This window comes from Bradyrhizobium sp., from assembly GCF_035570375.1.
Classification (GTDB): Bacteria; Pseudomonadota; Alphaproteobacteria; order Rhizobiales; family Xanthobacteraceae; genus Bradyrhizobium.
Genome location: NZ_DATMLW010000137.1, coordinates 1 through 17589 on the forward strand (window position 1 = coordinate 1; position 17589 = coordinate 17589).

A 17589-nucleotide genomic window follows, 5' to 3' on the forward strand; every position below is an offset into this window, starting at 1 on the left:
TCGGACTTTTCCGCGCGGCAAGCGCCGTGCCGGGACTCGATCCTATCATTGCCTCGTTAGCCAGTCATCGACCGTTCGGCTTTCCCCCACCCTAGTCCTTCGAGTTGTTTCATCTTCTGCGACGCCAACGGCTAGGCGCTCCGCCTTCGAGGAGGAGGAGCCACGGGCGGCGGGCAGATCGTACTCGATCCACCATTTGTCGCCCCGATTGCGATGATTACCCACCTTCAGACCCAGCGTCTGTTCGTAGAACGTCCGCGCTCGCCTTATGTCAGTGACCGGATATATGACGACCAAGCGACCACACAGGAACTTCGCTAAGCGTTCATCTTGATAGTGAGCGCGAACTTTCTTGAGCCGAACTCGTCCTTTCAACAGAGGGGGCGAAAAGCACGGTCCAACGCGAGCCCATGTCAGCCAGCGTAGGGCGGAGGAGAAGGCGGCATATCGCGCAGGAACTGATAGCGGCCGTGCCCCTTGATCGCGGCCAGATCGTGCGAGATCAATCCCCGCGGCCGTTCGATGGTGACTTCGACATTGTCTTGTGAGAAGTCGAGCACGGTGACGCCGCAACGGCCGTCACCGCCATGCGCCTGCGGGGCAGCAAAGGCAACAGCAGGCAGCCACAGATGCCGCTGGCCGCCGAATGTGCGATCAAGATGTTGATGCAGGTGACCGCTGACGATCAGGCGCACGCCGTAACGGCTGAGTTTGTCGAGCAGTTGTGTCCGAACCGACGGTACCATGCAGGCGGGACTCACGACATCGTCGGTTGGACGTTCCAGGAAGAGAGGCTTGTGCAGGAACAGAGCGGTGGGCCGTCCGGCGGTACGTAACTGCTCGTCGAGCCACTGATCCTGTGCCTGTTCCCGCTCCAGGCCCGAGCCGAAAAGCTGCGCGTTGACACCGACCAGGCGCCAGTCTCCGGCGTCAAGGTTAAAGCGATCGGTGGCAAAAGAGCGGTTCCATCGTGCGAGCCGATCTGCATCGATGATCTGGTCAGGGTCCTGGCCGGGTGGCTCGTCGCCGACGTCGTGGTTGCCAGGCAGGGATAAGGCATGCGTGCGCAGCTTCCCCAGCGCGGAAGCCGCGAAGGCGATTTCGAAGTCACTGTCAGGCCCGTTGATCGTCAAATCGCCATTGACGATCACCGCATCGGCCTTTGCCGTATTGGCAAACTCGCGCGCGACGCACCAGTTATCCCAGAAGAAACCGTGTGTCGGCGATAGGTGGATATCCGAGAGGATGACGATACGGGCCATGCTGGCTCCTACGCTGTGCAGGGCAGGCTAGGACACCGAGGCAACACTGATGTGAAAAAAGATTACCGTTGAGGTTTACCCGGGGTGCCAGCCAGTTCTGCCCGCCATTTGATGCCCGCTCGGCGCCGAAAGCGACCTGATTATTGCACCACGTGAAACGACGCCATGGGCCAGGAACATGCAAGGCAGCATTTTCGACGAGGTTCGCCGCAATGTTTGAGCAGGTCCGTACGGCGGGCCAGCCCGGAGGTCAGCTATTGACGCGCCATTTTAAGCCAACATAGTTTTCAGACAGATCAGAACCCGAAATGGTCGTCGTGTTCAGAAATCCATCTATATCGTTTGCCGTCACTTTATGGACCTTGGCGTCTGTCCTTCCTGTTCACGCAGGCCAGTTCGAGGACGTGGAGGCGGCGATCAATATTGGCGACTACGTCACCGCGCTGCGACTGCTCGGGACCCTGGTAGATCAAGACAACACCTATGCCGAGCGGCTTCTCGGGATCATGTACATCAAAGGCCGTGGCGTCCCGCAGGACTACGCTTTGGGAATGAGGTGGATGCGAATTGCAGCGGACAAGGGACTGGCGGACGCGCAGAATGAGGTTGGGATTTTGTATCAGCGAGGCTGGGGTGCCGAGCGAAACGAGGCCGAGGCGGTGAAATGGTTTCGTCTTGCTGCGGATCAGGGCCTGGTCCTGGCCCAAAACAATCTCGCGGATACCTATGCTCTGGGACTCGGCGTGTCGCAAGATTTTGGCGAAGCCCTCAAGTGGTATCGCCTCGCCGCGGATCAAAGCTCTTCTTACGCGGAAAATGTCATTGGCATCGCCTACGAACAGGGCCTTTACGTTGCACAGGACCATGCCGAGGCATTTCGATGGTACCGGCGTGCGGCGAACAAGATTTACGAGCGACCCGGTAACACGTGGATACACAGTCCGCAGTACAACATCGGCGCCATGTATGCGTCAGGTCGCGGCACGGCTCAGGATTATGTCCAGGCACTCATGTGGTTTACTTTGGCCGCAGCGTTTGGGGATACAAAGCCACCTGGTCCGCTTGGCATCAAGCTGGTCGATAGGTCGAAATACACAGCGTTGGAACAACGAGACAGGCTCATGGCGCTGATGACGAGCGCGCAAATCGCGGAGGCGGAAAGGTTGGCGCGCGAGTGGAGGCCACATCCAATCGTGACAATTGAACCCGGAGTAAAATAAATCCCCACTGCCGGCTGAAATTTACAGTCTGGACCGATCCGCCCAACGTCACTCCCTGAAAAGCACCGACAGTGCCCGCTCCGACATTTTTTGCGAGCGACTTCCGCAACGGATCATTCGCGCCTTTTCGGCGGTCCGCCGCCCAATTCCGGTCTTCGCCGCCAAGAGACATATCTGGATCGCTCGGCATGTCGCTGGGGACCAAAAAACGGGCCTGCGCCAGTCGTCGCCCGTCGCCTTGAGGCCGTCGATATCTGTCGTTGAGATATCCGAGCGCGCCGACAGCCTACTCCGCCGCCTCCGGCGGCTTGGCGCCGGCACCATAGCGCTGGTCGATGTAATCGATGACAAGCGCCTTGAACTCGGCGGCGATAGTCGGACCGCGTAGGGTGCGGAACTTCTTGCCGTCGACGAACACGGGCGCAGCCGGCGCTTCACCTGTGCCGGGCAGCGAGATGCCGATATTGGCATGCTTGGATTCGCCGGGACCGTTGACGATGCAGCCCATTACCGCGACGTTGAGGGATTCGACGCCGGGATAACGCGTTTTCCAGTTCGGCATTTCGTCGCGGATGAAATCCTGGATCGAACGCGCCAGTTCCTGGAATGTGGTCGAGGTGGTGCGGCCGCAGCCCGGACATGCCGCCACCAGCGGCACGAAGGTGCGAAAGCCCATGGTCTGCAACAATTCCTGCGCCACCTGGACTTCCAGGGTGCGATCGCCGCCGGGTTCGGGCGTCAGCGAAATGCGGATGGTGTCGCCGATGCCGTCCTGCAGGAGGATGCCGAGCGCGGCAGAAGAGGCGACGATGCCCTTCGATCCCATGCCGGCTTCGGTCAGCCCGAGATGGATGGCGTAGTCGGAACGGCGGACGAGTTCCTGGTACACCGCGATCAGATCCTGCACGGCGGAGACCTTGGCCGAGAGGATGATGCGATTCTTGGCCATGCCGAGTTCCTCGGCGCGCGCCGCCGACAACAGCGCCGACTGCACCATGGCCTCGCGCGTAACCGCGCGCGCATCGCGCGGATTGGGTGACGCCGCGTTCTCGTCCATCAGCTTGGAGAGCAGTTCCTGATCAAGCGAGCCCCAATTGGCGCCGATGCGCACCGGCTTGTTGTTCTTGTTGGCGATCTCGATGATGTCGGCAAATTGCGTGTCGCGCTTGTTCTTGAAACCGACATTGCCGGGATTGATCCGGTATTTGTCCAAGGCCTCGGCGCAGGCCGGGTATTCGGCGAGCAGCTTGTGGCCGATGTAATGGAAGTCGCCGATCAGGGGCATGGTGATGCCGCGCTTGCGCAAGCCGTCGCGGATATGCGGGACGGCGGCGGCGGCCTCCTCCCGGTCGACCGTGATGCGCACCATTTCCGAGCCGGCGCGCGACAGCGCCGCGACCTGGGCCACCGTGCCCTCGACGTCGGCGGTGTCGGTATTGGTCATCGATTGCACGACGATCGGCGCGCCGCCACCGACGGCGACATTGCCGACCATGACTTTTGTGGTTTTGTGCCGGTTTTTGGGGCCGGCGATATCGCTTTCGAGCGGCTTTATTGGCTTGTTCATGGCGTCTCAGATATCGGTTTTGGTGACGGACAGCAACGGATCAATGGAACCGGAATTGGGCCGATTCACGAGGTAAAGACCCGCAATCACCAGCAGCGCGGCGGCGCCGAAGGCCGGTGTCAGGGCATCGTGCAGGATGAAATAGCTAGCCACGACACCAAACAAAGGGGTGATGAAGGTAAATGCCGACAATTTGCTCGCCGAATAGGTCTTTACCAGCCCAAACCACAGCAAAAACGTCAGTCCGACCACCCAGATCGCCTGATAAGCCATAAGCGATAGCGCCAGAGGGCCGGGAACCCGGGACAGCGTTTCGCCGAAAATGGCGGCCGCCGAACCCAGAATCGGGATCGATATCGCTACCTGGTAGGCGAGCGCCTTCTCCGGCGGCGCGTAAAGCAGGCGGGTCGCCTTCACGAGCAGGGTGGTGGCCGCCCACAGGGCTCCGCCGCCGACGATCAGGAGGTCGCCAACGAGCACGTTCGCGTCCACATCGCTCTGCGGGACCCCGATCGCAAGCGCGACGCCCGCAAAGCTCAAAGCCAGTCCCAGCCATTGCGAGGCGCGAAGCCTTTCGCCGAGAAACTGATAGGAACCAAGCGCAACGAAGAACGGCGCGATATAAAGGAAGACCACGGCGCGCGAAGCCGAAGTCTTAAGCAAGCCGCGATAGATCAGCACGAATTCCAACCCAAACAACAGCCCTGCCACGAGACCTGCCGCAAGCGTGCCGTCGGAGGCAAAGAGTTTTACGCCGCGCAGCCGCGCGATCAAGAACAGCACGGGCAGGGCGCCTGCGGAGCGGATGGTGGCCTGCAGTAGCGGTGGAATGTCGGGCAATGCCAGTTTCACCGCGACCTGGTTGAAGCCCCAGCTGACGCAAAGCATCAGCACCAGCGCGATCGCGCCTGCGGTGAGCGGACGCTCAGCCGATTGCACCCGCAATCTGTTTGAAGACATGAACCCCCGCGCCAGAAACTTCAGTTTTGCTGGCAATGCGCGCAAATGCCGGTGATCTCGACCACCGACATTTTTGGCGCAAAACCGGTGGTGCGCGCGGCCGCATTGAGGCTTTGCGCCACTACCGCCGCCGGGATTTCCCCGACCGAGCCGCAAAACTCGCAGATCAGGAATGCAACCATCGCCGCCGCGTCATGGTCATGGCCGCAGGCGAGAAACGCGTTGCGGCTTTCGATGCGATGGACGAGTCCGTTCGCAATCAAAAAATCGAGCGCGCGATAGACCGTGATCGGTGCCGGCAGCGGCATCGATTTGGCGAGTTCGTCGATCACCTCATAGGCCCCAAGCGGCCGGTGACTCAAGAGCAGCGCTTCAAGCACCTGCCGGCGAATCGGCGTCAATTTCTGCGCCCGAACCTTGCAGACCTTTTCGGCATGCTCGATCGCATCCGCGGTGCAGCGGCCATGATCGTGGCCGGGGGCGGGAAATGTCGGTTTTGTCAGCCTCATTTGCGCCAATCTAGCACTTCGGCCGGCAAACCCAAATCCCGGAAGGGTTTTTGAGGTTCCGTCGGAGGAGCCATGCCGTTGGAGCGGATCAGCCCTTCGCTGGCCGGGACGTGAAATAATTCATAAGCAAGCTTATTATTGTCAAAGCTTAAGGAAAACGCCGGCGCTGCCGATTTGAAGTTCCGGCGATACCCGCCGCAAAGTTCGCTCATCGGAACTTCAAATCGAAAAGCAGCTCCGGCAAACCCAAAATTTTTCTGTTGCCCCTCTTCTTTCGAAGTTCGTGTCAGAGGGGCCGCAAAGTCTGACGAACTTCGAAAGAAGGGTGCAACGCATGCCCCGTGGCTCCGTGGATATGAACTTCCTGTTCGCGCTGGCCGAACTGCAACGGCTGGTACGGGCCTATGCCGACAAGCAGGCGGCGCGTTACGGCATTACCCGCGCGCAATGGGCGGTTTTGGCCAAGGTGGAGCGCAACGAGGGGCTCAAACAGACGGAACTCGCCGAGCAGATGGAAATGCAGCCGATCACGCTGACCCGATTGATCGACCGGCTTTGCGACAATGGCTGGATCGAACGCCGCAGCGACGACAGCGATCGCCGGGTCAACAGGCTCTATCTGCGCAAGGCCGCGCGGCCCTTGCTCGCCAAACTGGCCGGCTTGCGTTCCGAACTCACCGCGACTGCGCTCGATGGCATCAATCCGTCGGAGGCTCATCGACTTCTCACCCAGCTGGAATTGATCAAGGAAAACGTCCGCAACGCGATCCAGGGTGGAGAAACTGCAGGGAATGAACGGCGCTATGGCTGACCATGTATTGAAATTTCCCCAGGAACAGAAAGGCAGTCCGCACGAGCCTGCTCCTGGCAGGGGTTCGGCAAAGCCGCGCCGTTTGATGGGCGCGATGCGGCGATATCGCCGTACGCTGTTGCTCGTGGTGTTGCCGCTTGCCGCACTCCTCGGCGGGATCGTGTTTTATCTCAACGGCGGCCGTTACGTCGCAACCGACGACGCCTATGTCGGGGCGCAAAAGGTTCTGATCACGCCGGACATCTCCGGCAAGATCGAAAAGGTCGTGGTGCGCGAGGGCCAGCGCGTCACGCAAGGCGACGTGCTGTTCGAGATCGATCCGGTGCCATTCCGTCTTGCCGCGGATCAGGCCAGGGCCACGCTCGACCAGGCCCGCACGACTTACGACAATCTGGTCGCCAACGTTAAAATCTACACCCAGATGCAGGATCTCGCGCAGCAGGCCGTCGACCTCAAGCAGCGTGACGTCGACCGCAAGTCGACCCTCGTCAAGAGCAGTTTCGGTTCGCAGCTCGACCTCGACAACGCCTCGAACGCTGTGGTTACGGCGAAAGCGCAGCTCGAATTCCTCAAACAGCAGCTTTCGAGCGCCAAAACCCAGTTGCTCGGCAATCCCGATCTGCCGCTCGATCAGTTCCCGCCTTATGCGCAGGCCAAGGCGGCGCTCGCCCAGGCAGAGCGCAATCTCGATCACACCGAGATGCGTGCTCCGATGGACGGCATCGCGACGCAGGTCGATCAGATTCAGCTCGGCCGCTTCGTCGCGGCCGGAACGCCGGTGTTTTCGATCATCGACACGTCAAAGCCCTGGGTCGACGCCAACCTGAAGGAATCCGATTTCACCTATGTCACCGAGGGCCAGCCGGTTGAAATCGAAGTCGATGCGTATCCCGATCACGTCTTCAAGGGAACCATCGGGTCGCTCAGCCCCGGGACAGGCGCGCAATTTGCGATCCTGCCGCCGCAGAACGCCACCGGCAACTTCGTCAAGGTGGTGCAGCGCCTGCCGGTGCGAATCTACTTCGACGGCCGCGACAGGTATGTGCAGAAACTGAAAGCCGGCATGAGCGCCTATACCACCATCGACACCGGTCACCGCCGCTCGCTCGCGGTCCTGCTCGGACTTTCTCCGGCGGCCGCCAGGCAGGATTAGTTGAACATGGAGACGTCCGCCTCACCTCCGAGCGCGGTCCCCGGGCTGCGCCGCAATATGGTGACGATCTGCGCCATGACCGCCACCATCATGCAGGCGCTCGACACCACGATCGCCAACGTCGCGCTGCCCTACATGCAGGGCAGCCTGTCGGCGTCGCAAGACCAGATCAACTGGGTGTTGACCTCCTATATCGTCGCCGCCGCGATCATGACCGCGCCGGTGGGGTGGATTGCCAACCGCTTCGGCCGCAAGCGCATCTTCATCATCTGCGCCGCTGGATTTACGGTCGCCTCGGTGTTGTGCGGACTGGCGCAGGACATCAGCCAGATGGTGCTGTTCCGCCTGCTGCAGGGCGTGTTCGGCGCGGCGCTGGTGCCGCTGTCGCAGGCGGTGATGCTGGATTCCTACGCGCTGCACGAGCGCGCCAAGGCGATGTCGATCTGGGGCATGGGCGTGATGATGGGACCGATCATGGGCCCGTCGCTCGGCGCCTGGCTCACCGAAACCTATTCCTGGCATTGGGTGTTCTTCGTCAACCTGCCGTTCGGCATCATCACCGTGCTCGGGCTGCTCGCGTTCATGGATGAAACCAGGGCGAACCGAGCCTTGCGATTCGACTGGTTCGGATTTGCAGCGCTCGCCCTCGGTATCGGCGCCATGCAGCTCGCGCTCGACCGCGGCGAACAGCTCGGCTGGCTGGAATCCAACGAGATCATCGCCGAGATCATCGTCTCGATCGTCGGCTTCTATTACTTCTTTGCGCATTCCCTGACGACCGAAAAGCCGTTCATCCAGTTTGCGATCTTCAAGGACCGCAATTTCATCGGCGGCTGCGTGTTCATGACCGTGATCGGCCTCGTGCTGTTCTCCACCATGGCGCTGGCCTCGCCTTATCTGCAGAGCGTGATCGGCTATCCGATCATCACGGCAGGCCTTTTGCTTGCAAGCCGCGGCTGCGGCACCTTCGTCGCCATGATGCTGGTTGGCCGATTGATGCGGCATATCGAGGCGCGCACGCTGATCATTGCAGGTCTTTGCCTCACCTGCCTGTCGCTTTACTACATGACCGGCTGGACCGATCAGACCGGCGTCGGCGAAATCGTCACCTTGAGCATCCTGCAGGGATTCGGATTCGGTCTCGTCTTCGTGCCGCTGAGCACCGTGGCCTTCCTGACCCTGCCCAACCACTTGCGAACCGACGGCACGGCGATGCTCACGCTGCTGCGCAATGTCGCAAGCTCGATCGGCATTTCCGTCGTCATCGCGCAACTCACCGAAGGTTCACGGCGCGCCTACGCGGTGCTGGATGAGCATGTCACCCCGTTCAACCATGCCATGCAGATGCCGGACGTGCACGGCATCATCAACATGGGCACCGATGCCGGGCGTGCGCTCGCGGACGTGATGCTGAACCTGCAGGCGCAGATCATCGCGTTCTCGCACGACTACCAGTTGGTGATGATCGTTACGTTGTGCGCGATCCCGCTCACGCTGATCATCGGCTCGACCAAGGCCGCGCTGCGCAAGCAGGCCGCGGGGCCGGAACATGCGGTAATGGAATAGCGGACACCGGCGACCCTTACTGCGTGCACGCGGAAAAAGCCGGGCTCACTTCGACCTGGTTTTCCTCTTCGCGGCTTTCTTGACAGCCTTCTTGGCCCTCTTGGCCGACTTGATCTTCAAGCCCTTCGGCTTGTGCTTGATCAGGCTGAAAGCCGTTAATAGCATATTTGATTTTTCCGTCGCGCTGGCCGGAAGGTCTGTGACGACGACGGTCGCCGAGAACGGGTCATTGCCCGAATTTACACGAAACACGTGAAACCGCGTCCGCGTCATCTTCGGAACGACCGTGCCGTCGCCTTTATGAAGCTCCGCCGTGTCCTTTGCCGTGATGACATGAACGTAGACGTCGGGCGCGCTGGTGGCCGAGCAGAGGACAGAGCTATCCTTCACAATGCCCCGAACTACTTCGCGATGGTCGCGGTCGAGATTGATCGTTTCGCTCATGACAATTCCTTATCGAAAATTGATTTATTCGGGCGGTGCCGCAGTCGGTCAAATACCACCACAGGCTGTGGTCGTATGTCCAGTGGATTTGAAGGTGATTGGCTCAATGCGTCGCTAGCCGGCGATCATGATCGAGGCAGGCCGCGGGGCCGGAACATGCGGTAATGGAATAAATCCGCGCACGAGAAAAAAAAAGAGCGTTGCATGCCGCAGCGTCGACCTCGACCGATGCTGCGCTACGAAAGCGAGGGGAGGGAACCGGGCATGCTGCGATCGATCACTAACCTGCCCAGGTTCTGCCGGAGGGCAAGAGCCGCATCGCCGGTCAGGCGGCCCGTTCCCTTTGGTCTGAACCCGATGCTGTCATCGATTGACGAACCGTGCGAATTAGAACGGATCGCAGTGATGTCAAATTACCCGATACACTCGAAATCGCCTGACGGACCTCCACCGTCCGACTGTCTACGGAATCGGCGTCGCGGCTGACATCGGCGATTTTGGAAGAGACTTCCCTTGCGGCTGCCGCCGATTCGGAAATGGAGCGCGCGATCTCGCGTGTTGCCACGTCTTGCTCTTCCATCGCCGCCGCCACAGAGGCTGCAACGGCATCGATTTCGACGATATGGCTTCCCATTTCCTCGACTGCATCGACTGTGGCCTGCGTCGACGTCTGCACTTCCGAAATCAGGCGCGCAGTCTCGTCGGTCGACTTCGCCGTTTGGTTGGAAAGCGATTTCACTTCGGCGGCCACGACGGCAAATCCGCGGCCCGCGTCGCCGGCGCGCGCAGCCTCGATGGTCGCATTCAAGGCAAGCAGGTTCGTTTGACCGGCGATTCCCCCGATGAGGTCGCTGACTTCGGCGATCTTCTGGACTGCGCTCGACAACTTCTGAATGGTCGACCTTGCGTACTCGCGGCCTGCCACCGCTGACTTGGTCGCCGAACTCGTCCGCGCGACCTGAGAGGCGATTTCCCGGATCGATGACGTCAGCTGCTCCGCCGCGGAGGAGACGGTTTCCGCGTTCGCGAGCGCCTGCCCTGAGGCGGCGGCTACTGCTTGCGATCGCTCCGACAGGGTGCGCGCGATTTCGGAAAGGCTAGACGCCGCCCGCTCCACGTCCGCGGTTGCCCTCGCTGTGGTCTCGACGGACGTATTTGTTTCGCGTTCAACGGTATCCGCCATGCCCAGCAACGCTTTTTGCTGGGCCTTGGCCGCTTCATCCTCGGCACGGACCTGTTCGTCCCGAAGCCGGGCGTTTTCGATCGCGGCTTGCCTAAAGACCGTCAGTGCAGCCGCCATCGAGCCAACCTCGTCCCCTCGATTGGCGAACGGGATATCCGTCGCGAGATTGCCGGTCGCGAGTTGCCGCATTGTATCAGTCATCCGCACGATCGGGCGAACGACTCCCAATACCACCGACAGCAGACCGGCAACGATCAGCGCGAGCACGACTGCGGACACGGACCACAGCACATAGGAAATCGAACTGTCGCGCTGTGATGCCAATCCCTCGATCAGGGCATTCTGCCTGTTGGCGCTTTCGACGATTCCGTCGATGATCGCGCGGTGCGCTGTATAAACACCTTTCAATTTTGCGTAGGCGAGCTCGGCCCCTCTGGAATCCTGGGCTTTGAGCGCTGGCAACAGCTCATCTGCGATCAATTTCCAGAATTTCTGCACCTCCGCATCGGATGTGGATACAAGCCGCGCCTTGAGTTCGGGTGCAAGATTCGAGGCGGCCCAAAAAGCCTTGCGATCTTCATAGTCTTTCCGGAGCTGGACCAGGCGCTCGCCATGCGCCATGAGCTGATCGGGCTCGCGCATCGCCAGCGTGGCTTCCAGATAGGCTTCGAGAACGTAGGCGGGCGGCGGAAGAATATCTGCGACCAGATCGTTGCCAAGCTTGATCTCGGAATACAGCGACCCGCCAATTTTCAGTTGCCGAAGCGCGTAGACGCTTGTCGAGACAATGGCTGTGAAACCGACGAGAAGAACAAGACCGAACACGGCGATCGCCGAGGCGATGGTAAGATGTCGCTTCATGTGAACTCTCGGTGTGGCGCCAACGACGTAGGAGGTATCAACGAACGGTTAATATTCGCTGAAGGGTTGCATTGTTTTCAGGCTCAACCTTGGTTGCGCTCGATAGCGCACATTCGCCACAAGCTCTCGTCGTGTGTCGTTCAATTGCCTTTTGAGAAGTTTGCAAAGACCCTTGATCGGCGAGTCTTCTGGAGCAGGCGCCGCTCGTTCAACGGATTGTACAGGTTCTCCTGTGAGCGAATCGATCGGGTGGGAGACTCAAATCTCGAAAAACACGGTTTCGTCATCCCCCTGGAGATGGATGTCGAGATGATAAATCGCGTTGCTGCCGCTTGCCTCGCGCTTGGCAATCAACGTGGCGCGGCGATCAGCTGGCACCAGTGCCAGTACGGGGTCGGAGGCGTTGGCAGCCTCGCCGTCGAGATAAATACGGGTGAGGTTATGCAACAGCATGCCGCGCGCGAAGATCGCGAGCAGAATGTGCGGCGCCTGCGGCTTGCCGTCGGGATCGGGCACCGAGCCCGGTTTGATGGTGTCGAAGGCGTAGCCGCCGTTTCCGTCGGTGCCGCAGCGGCCAAATCCGCGAAATTTGGAATTCGGCATCGCGCGCTTGTCCTTGGGGTCCGCGAATCGACCCTGCGCATCTGCCTGCCAGATTTCCAGCATGCAATCGGGAACCGGCTGCCCGTCGCCATCGAACACCCGTCCTTCGATCCTGATACGCTCGCCGGTCGCATCCACCGTCACCAGATTGTTGCTGAACGCGTCGTTCCAGTCGTATCGCCCCGTCGGCGTCAGGCCATAGGCGAAAAACGGGCCGACGGTCTGCGACGGCGTAATTCCCTTTACCTTGGTTTCCGGCACGATCAGGTCTCCATCGGCGTGGCGTTGCGGCCGCGCAGCACGATGTTGAAGCGATAACAAAGCGCCCATTCCGGCTGAGTATTTTCCAGATCGAAGGCGGAAATCATCCGCGCGCGCGCGTTGGCGTCGGTGACCGAATTGAAGATCGGGTCGAACGGGAACAAGGGATCGCCGGGGAAATACATCTGCGTCACCAGCCGCGAGATGAAGGCATGGCCGAACACCGAAAAATGGATATGGGCCGGCCGCCATGCATTGTGATGATTGCCCCAGGGATAGGCGCCGGGCTTGACGGTGACGAACCGGTAATAGCCTTGGGCGTCCGTCTGCGCGCGCCCCGCCCCGGTAAAATTCGGGTCGAGCGGCGCAGGATGCTGGTCGCGGACATGGATATAGCGGCCGCAGGAATTGGCCTGCCAGATCTCGAGCAGCGTGTGCGGTACGCCGCGACCTTCCTCATCGAGCACATGGCCGTGCACGATGATGCGTTCGCCGAGCGGCTCGCCCTTGTGCTGCGTGGTGAGGTCATTGTCGCCATCGCGAACGGTCTCGTGGCCGTAAAGCGGACCGGTCAATTCCGTGAGCGTGTGGCGCATGACGATCAAGGGCTTTGCGGGCGAACGCTTCACCGTGCTCTTGTAGGCCGGCGACAGCCGCGGCGGGTGCGCCGCAGCGATGGGATAGGCGAGTGTCATGTTTTCATCCTCCACGTCATCAATTGCGAGGAGCGTAAGTAATCTACCTCCGTCATTCGGGGGCGATGCAAGGCATCAAACCCGGAATCTCGAGATTCCGGGTCTGGTGCTAACGCACCATCCCGGAGTGACGAACGTGGATTGCTTCGCTTCGCTCGCAATGACCCGTTGCTAGAGCGAAACCTCAGTTCAACTTCTCGATCGCCATCGCAACGCCCTGGCCGACACCGACGCACATCGTCGCCAGCGCAAGCTTGCCGCCACGCTTCTCCATTCCGTGTACCGCGGTCAACGCCAGCCGGGCGCCGCTCATGCCGAGCGGGTGGCCCAGCGCGATGGCGCCGCCATGCGGATTGACGAAGTCGGCATCTTCCTTGACGCCGAGCTGACGCAGACACGCTATCCCCTGGCTTGCGAAGGCCTCATTGAGCTCGATCAAATCGAAGTCGGTGATTTTCAGCCCGAGCCGCTCCATCAGCTTGCGTGTCGCCGGCACCGGACCGATGCCCATGATCCGCGGCGGCACCCCGGCTGAAGCCAGACCGAGAATACGCGCCCGTGGATTAAGCCCGTGCTTCTTCACCGCAGCTTCTGATGCCAGAATCATGGCGGCCGCGCCGTCATTGACGCCGGAGGCGTTGCCGGCCGTCACCGTGCCGGGATTACGCACGATCGGCTTGAGTTTTGTCAGACCTTCGATCGTGGTCTCGGGGCGCGGGTGTTCGTCCTTGTCTACCGTCACCGGTCCGGCCTTGCCGCCGGGCACCGAAATCGGCGTGATCTCCTCCGCAAAATAGCCGGAGGCGATCGCCTTTCCCGCGCGCTGTTGCGAGCGGATCGCGAATGCGTCCTGATCGGCGCGGGACACCTGGAACTCCTCGGCGACATTCTCGCCGGTTTCAGGCATCGAATCGACGCCGTACTGCGCCTTCATCAGCGGATTGATGAATCGCCAGCCGATGGTGGTGTCGAAAGTCTCGGCCGAGCGCGAAAACGCCTCCTGGGCCTTGCCCATCACGAACGGCGCCCGCGTCATCGATTCGACGCCGCCGGCGATGGCAAAATCGATCTCGCCGGCGCGAATCGCCCGGCCCGCCGTCCCCACCGCATCAAGGCCCGAGGCGCAAAGGCGATTGAGCGTCTGGCCGGGAACCTGTTCCGGCAGACCCGCGAGCAGAAGCGCCATTCGCGCCACGTTGCGGTTGTCCTCGCCGGCCTGGTTGGCGCAGCCGAAATAGACCTCGTCGACGTCGGACCAATCGACGTTCGGATGTCGCGCCATCAAGGCCTTGATCGGAGCGGCCGCCAGATCGTCGGTACGCACCTTGGCCAGCGAACCGCCGAAGCGGCCGATCGGAGTCCGCACGGCATCGCATACGAATACATCACCCATCGCTCTCTCCCTGGACACCCGGTTTCGCGCCGCCCGACTTGAATTGAGGGCAAGTTTTAGGAGCGCATATGCAACAGGTCAATTGACAGTGATGGTATCAGCGGCGCATTGGCGCAAGGTCGGTCATGCCAATAAATCAGGCGTCGCGCGAACGGCCTGGCGAGCGGGAGTGGAAAACACGCTTTGCCAGAGCAAACTGAATAGGATCGGTGGCCGAAATTTTGTAGTTTGCGCGGCCGGAGCTCGGTTCTGATTGGATCAGAACCGAGCTCCGGATTTCTCATTTTGACGCGTTTTCTTCACGCGAACCGGAACCCACTTCACTCGAAAACGCTTTGATGACCATCCACCCCCCATTGCCGCCGCCGCCGGATGCCCAGCCTCCCGCCGAGGCGTCATCGCGCGTCACGCCGATGATGGAGCAATATCTCGAGATCAAGGCCGCCAATCCCGGATTGTTGCTGTTTTACCGGATGGGCGATTTCTACGAATTGTTCTTCGAGGATGCCGAGATTGCCTCGCGCGCGCTCGGCATCGTGCTCACCAAGCGCGGCAAACATCAGGGCGTGGATATCCCGATGTGCGGCGTGCCGGTGGAGCGTTCGGAGGACTATCTGCATCGCCTGATCGCGCAAGGCCATCGGGTCGCGGTATGCGAGCAGACCGAGGATCCGGCTGCCGCGCGCGCCCGCGGAGCCAGGAGCGTGGTTCGCCGCGACGTCGTGCGCCTGGTCACGCCAGGCACGCTGACCGAAGACACGCTGCTCGACGCCAAAGCCAACAACTATCTGCTGGCGATCGCTCGCGCGCGAGGCTCGAGCGGAGCCGACCGTCTCGGGCTTGCCTGGATCGATATTTCCACGTCTGAATTCATTGTCACGGAATGTTCGACACCTGAACTCGCCGCTACGCTTTCGCGCATCAATCCCAACGAGGTGATCGTCACCGATGCGCTGCTTGGCGATGGCGATCTCGGCCCCATCCTGCGCGAATCGCTCGCGGTAACGCCGTTGACCCGCGACGTCTTCGACAGTTCCACTGCCGAACGGCGGCTCTGCGATTATTTCGCCGTTGCCACCATGGACGGGCTCTCTGCAATGTCGCGGCTCGAGGCGACGGCTGCGGCTGCCGCCGTCACCTATATCGATCGCACGCAAGTCGGAAAGCGTCCACCACTGTCGCCACCTTCGCGCGAAGCAGCCGGAACCACCATGGCGATCGATCCGGCGACGCGCGCCAATCTCGAATTGACCCGGACATTGGCGGGCGAGCGGCGCGGATCGCTGCTCGATGCCATCGACTGCACCGTCACGCCCGCGGGATCGCGGCTGCTTGCGCAACGGCTTTCGGCGCCGCTCACCGACAGCGGAGCCATTGCAAGGCGGCTGGACGCGGTGGCGGCTTTTGTTGCGGACGCGGGCCTGCGCGACGAAATTCGTCAAACGCTGCGCGCGGCACCGGACATGTCGCGCGCGCTGGCGCGCTTGTCGGTCGGCCGCGGCGGCCCGCGCGACCTCGCTGGCTTGCGCGACGGCATTCTTGCTGCCGATCGTGCGCTGGCTCGGCTCGCGAGCCTGCAGCAGCCGGCGCATGAGATTTTGGCCGCGGTGGAAATGTTGCGCCGCCCGTCGCGCGAAATTTGCCGCGAGTTCGAGCACGCGCTTGCCGAGCAATTGCCCCTGATCAAGCGCGACGGCGGCTTCGTCCGCGAAGGCTACGAGCCGGCGCTCGATGAGGCGCGCAGCTTGCGCGATGCCTCACGCCTTGTGGTGGCTTCGATGCAGGCGCGATATGCCGACGATACCGGCATCAAGGCCCTGAAAATCCGGCACAACAACGTGCTCGGTTATTTTGTCGAGGTTACGGCACAGCATGGCGAGAAGCTGATGGCGCCGCCGTTGAACGCGACCTTCATTCATCGGCAGACGCTGGCGGGCCAGGTCCGCTTCACGACATCCGAACTCGGCGAGATCGAAGCCAGGATCGCCAATGCCGGCGATCGCGCGCTCGGCCTGGAACTGGAAATCTTCGAACGGCTTTGCTCCCTTGCCGTTGCGGCGCAGGACGATCTGCGCGCCGCCGCGCAGGCGTTTGCAATTCTCGATGTCGGAAGCGCGCTGGCGAAACTCGCAGTCGACGATAATTACGTGCGACCCGAGGTCGATGGTTCGGTCGCTTTTGCCGTCGAAGGCGGCCGGCATCCGGTGGTGGAGCAGGCGCTGAAGCGCGAGGGTGCGCCTTTCATCGCCAATGCCTGCGATCTTTCGCCGGTACCCCCTCCCTACCCTCCCCCGCAAGCGGGGCAGAGTGGAATGGGGCCAGGCCAGATCTGGCTCATCACCGGTCCCAACATGGCAGGCAAATCGACCTTCCTGCGCCAGAATGCGCTGATTGCGCTGCTGGCCCAGACAGGCAGCTTCGTGCCGGCGTCGCGGGCGCGGATCGGCGTTGTCGACCGGCTGTTTTCGCGCGTCGGCGCTGCCGACGATCTGGCGCGCGGCCGCTCCACCTTCATGGTGGAGATGGTGGAGACCGCGGTCATCCTCAACCAGGCGAGCGAGCGCTCGCTGGTGATCCTCGACGAGATCGGCCGGGGGACGGCGACGTTCGATGGACTGTCGATCGCCTGGGCCGCGATCGAGCACCTGCACGAGGCCAATCGCTGCCGCGCCTTGTTCGCAACCCATTATCACGAGCTTACCGCGCTCTCCTCGAAACTGCCGCGGCTGTTCAATGCCACGGTCCGGGTCAAGGAATGGCAGGGCGACGTCGTGTTCCTGCATGAAGTGTTGCCGGGCTCGGCCGATCGCTCCTACGGCATTCAGGTGGCAAGGCTGGCTGGGCTTCCGGCGCCCGTGATTGCGCGCGCCAAATCGGTGCTTGCGAAACTGGAAGCGCAGGACCGTGGCCAGACCGCGCGCGCGCTCGCCGACGATCTTCCGCTGTTTGCCGTGCCGTCGCGCGCCGCAGCCGAGCCCGCGCCGCCGAGCGAGGCGGAAAAGCTGTTTCAAGCGGTGAAAGCGCTGCATCCGGATGAAATGTCGCCGCGCGAGGCGCTCGAGGCGCTCTATGCACTGAAGGCGAAATTGGCGAAGGGATAA

General features: G+C 61.5%; 15 protein-coding genes. 5 read left to right on the forward strand and 10 right to left on the reverse strand.

The window, feature by feature from the left end; all coding sequences use genetic code 11:
- Positions 1-413: 413 nt before the first annotated feature.
- Entirely contained in the window at positions 414-1262 is an 849-nt protein-coding gene (locus VNX23_RS14680) for a metallophosphoesterase family protein (protein WP_325631140.1), read from the reverse strand.
- 308 nt (positions 1263-1570) lie between these two features.
- On the opposite strand from VNX23_RS14680, the gene VNX23_RS14685 reads away from it, so the two are divergent.
- Positions 1571-2482, forward strand: a complete 912-nt coding sequence (locus VNX23_RS14685; RefSeq protein WP_325631141.1) for a tetratricopeptide repeat protein — start codon at positions 1571-1573, stop codon at positions 2480-2482.
- Positions 2483-2768: 286 nt separating this feature from the next.
- Here VNX23_RS14685 and ispG read toward each other — a convergent pair whose 3' ends face one another.
- From ispG to VNX23_RS14705, 4 genes are read right to left on the reverse strand one after another with little or no spacing between them, the layout of a single operon-like run.
- Positions 2769-4049, reverse strand: a complete 1281-nt coding sequence (gene ispG / locus VNX23_RS14690) for a flavodoxin-dependent (E)-4-hydroxy-3-methylbut-2-enyl-diphosphate synthase (protein WP_325631142.1) — start codon at positions 4047-4049, stop codon at positions 2769-2771.
- A gap of 6 nt (positions 4050-4055) precedes the next feature.
- Positions 4056-5009: a DMT family transporter gene (locus VNX23_RS14695; RefSeq protein WP_325631144.1), complete on the reverse strand. Its 954-nt coding sequence runs from the start codon at positions 5007-5009 to the stop codon at positions 4056-4058.
- Between the two features lie 20 nt (positions 5010-5029).
- Positions 5030-5518 (reverse strand): Fur family transcriptional regulator, encoded by a 489-nt coding sequence (locus tag VNX23_RS14700; RefSeq protein ID WP_325631145.1) that lies wholly within the window; start codon positions 5516-5518, stop codon positions 5030-5032.
- Positions 5515-5730, reverse strand: a complete 216-nt coding sequence (locus VNX23_RS14705; protein WP_325631147.1) for a hypothetical protein — start codon at positions 5728-5730, stop codon at positions 5515-5517. The genes VNX23_RS14700 and VNX23_RS14705 overlap by 4 nt, the downstream gene beginning before the upstream one ends.
- A 122-nt stretch (positions 5731-5852) precedes the next feature.
- On the opposite strand from VNX23_RS14705, the gene VNX23_RS14710 reads away from it, so the two are divergent.
- Genes VNX23_RS14710 through VNX23_RS14720 form a run of 3 tightly spaced genes read left to right on the forward strand, consistent with a single transcriptional unit; the run spans position 5853 to position 9048 of the window.
- Entirely contained in the window at positions 5853-6329 is a 477-nt protein-coding gene (locus VNX23_RS14710) for a MarR family transcriptional regulator (RefSeq protein WP_325631149.1), read from the forward strand.
- On the forward strand, positions 6322-7482 hold the full coding sequence (locus tag VNX23_RS14715) for an HlyD family secretion protein (RefSeq protein WP_325631150.1): 1161 nt from the start codon (positions 6322-6324) through the stop codon (positions 7480-7482). Before VNX23_RS14710 ends, VNX23_RS14715 begins: the two co-directional genes overlap by 8 nt.
- A gap of 6 nt (positions 7483-7488) precedes the next feature.
- The gene (locus VNX23_RS14720) at positions 7489-9048 is read left to right on the forward strand and encodes an MDR family MFS transporter (RefSeq protein ID WP_325631151.1); all 1560 of its coding nucleotides are present in this window, start codon (positions 7489-7491) and stop codon (positions 9046-9048) included.
- Between the two features lie 45 nt (positions 9049-9093).
- On the opposite strand, the gene VNX23_RS14725 is transcribed toward VNX23_RS14720, so the two are convergent.
- The 5 genes from VNX23_RS14725 to pcaF form a co-directional block, all read right to left on the reverse strand.
- The gene (locus VNX23_RS14725; RefSeq protein WP_325631152.1) at positions 9094-9492 is read right to left on the reverse strand and encodes a hypothetical protein; all 399 of its coding nucleotides are present in this window, start codon (positions 9490-9492) and stop codon (positions 9094-9096) included.
- Between the two features lie 325 nt (positions 9493-9817).
- Positions 9818-11536 carry a methyl-accepting chemotaxis protein gene (locus tag VNX23_RS14730; protein ID WP_325631153.1) on the reverse strand — a complete coding sequence of 573 codons (1719 nt, stop codon included), beginning with the start codon at positions 11534-11536 and terminating at the stop codon, positions 9818-9820.
- Positions 11537-11794: 258 nt separating this feature from the next.
- Positions 11795-12400, reverse strand: coding sequence for a protocatechuate 3,4-dioxygenase subunit alpha (pcaG, locus tag VNX23_RS14735; protein ID WP_325631155.1), 606 nt, complete (start codon positions 12398-12400; stop codon positions 11795-11797).
- Between the two features lie 2 nt (positions 12401-12402).
- A complete protein-coding gene (gene pcaH / locus VNX23_RS14740) occupies positions 12403-13095 on the reverse strand; it encodes a protocatechuate 3,4-dioxygenase subunit beta (protein WP_325631157.1) in 693 nt (230 codons plus the stop codon).
- 184 nt (positions 13096-13279) lie between these two features.
- Entirely contained in the window at positions 13280-14488 is a 1209-nt protein-coding gene (pcaF, locus tag VNX23_RS14745; RefSeq protein WP_325631158.1) for a 3-oxoadipyl-CoA thiolase, read from the reverse strand.
- A 338-nt stretch (positions 14489-14826) separates the two neighbouring features.
- On the opposite strand from pcaF, the gene mutS reads away from it, so the two are divergent.
- The gene (gene mutS / locus VNX23_RS14750; RefSeq protein ID WP_325631160.1) at positions 14827-17589 is read left to right on the forward strand and encodes a DNA mismatch repair protein MutS; all 2763 of its coding nucleotides are present in this window, start codon (positions 14827-14829) and stop codon (positions 17587-17589) included.

Coding starts and splice junctions, on each gene's coding strand:
- mutS (WP_325631160.1), top strand. CDS start 14,827: ATGACCATCCACCCCCCATTGCCGCCGCCGCCGGATGCCCAGCCTCCC.
- VNX23_RS14700 (WP_325631145.1), bottom strand. CDS start 5,518: ATGAGGCTGACAAAACCGACATTTCCCGCCCCCGGCCACGATCATGGC.
- VNX23_RS14730 (WP_325631153.1), bottom strand. CDS start 11,536: ATGAAGCGACATCTTACCATCGCCTCGGCGATCGCCGTGTTCGGTCTT.
- VNX23_RS14680 (WP_325631140.1), bottom strand. CDS start 1,262: ATGGCCCGTATCGTCATCCTCTCGGATATCCACCTATCGCCGACACAC.
- ispG (WP_325631142.1), bottom strand. CDS start 4,049: ATGAACAAGCCAATAAAGCCGCTCGAAAGCGATATCGCCGGCCCCAAA.
- VNX23_RS14715 (WP_325631150.1), top strand. CDS start 6,322: ATGGCTGACCATGTATTGAAATTTCCCCAGGAACAGAAAGGCAGTCCG.
- VNX23_RS14685 (WP_325631141.1), top strand. CDS start 1,571: ATGGTCGTCGTGTTCAGAAATCCATCTATATCGTTTGCCGTCACTTTA.
- VNX23_RS14705 (WP_325631147.1), bottom strand. CDS start 5,730: ATGAGCGAACTTTGCGGCGGGTATCGCCGGAACTTCAAATCGGCAGCG.
- pcaH (WP_325631157.1), bottom strand. CDS start 13,095: ATGACACTCGCCTATCCCATCGCTGCGGCGCACCCGCCGCGGCTGTCG.
- VNX23_RS14720 (WP_325631151.1), top strand. CDS start 7,489: ATGGAGACGTCCGCCTCACCTCCGAGCGCGGTCCCCGGGCTGCGCCGC.
- VNX23_RS14725 (WP_325631152.1), bottom strand. CDS start 9,492: ATGAGCGAAACGATCAATCTCGACCGCGACCATCGCGAAGTAGTTCGG.
- pcaF (WP_325631158.1), bottom strand. CDS start 14,488: ATGGGTGATGTATTCGTATGCGATGCCGTGCGGACTCCGATCGGCCGC.
- VNX23_RS14695 (WP_325631144.1), bottom strand. CDS start 5,009: ATGTCTTCAAACAGATTGCGGGTGCAATCGGCTGAGCGTCCGCTCACC.
- VNX23_RS14710 (WP_325631149.1), top strand. CDS start 5,853: ATGCCCCGTGGCTCCGTGGATATGAACTTCCTGTTCGCGCTGGCCGAA.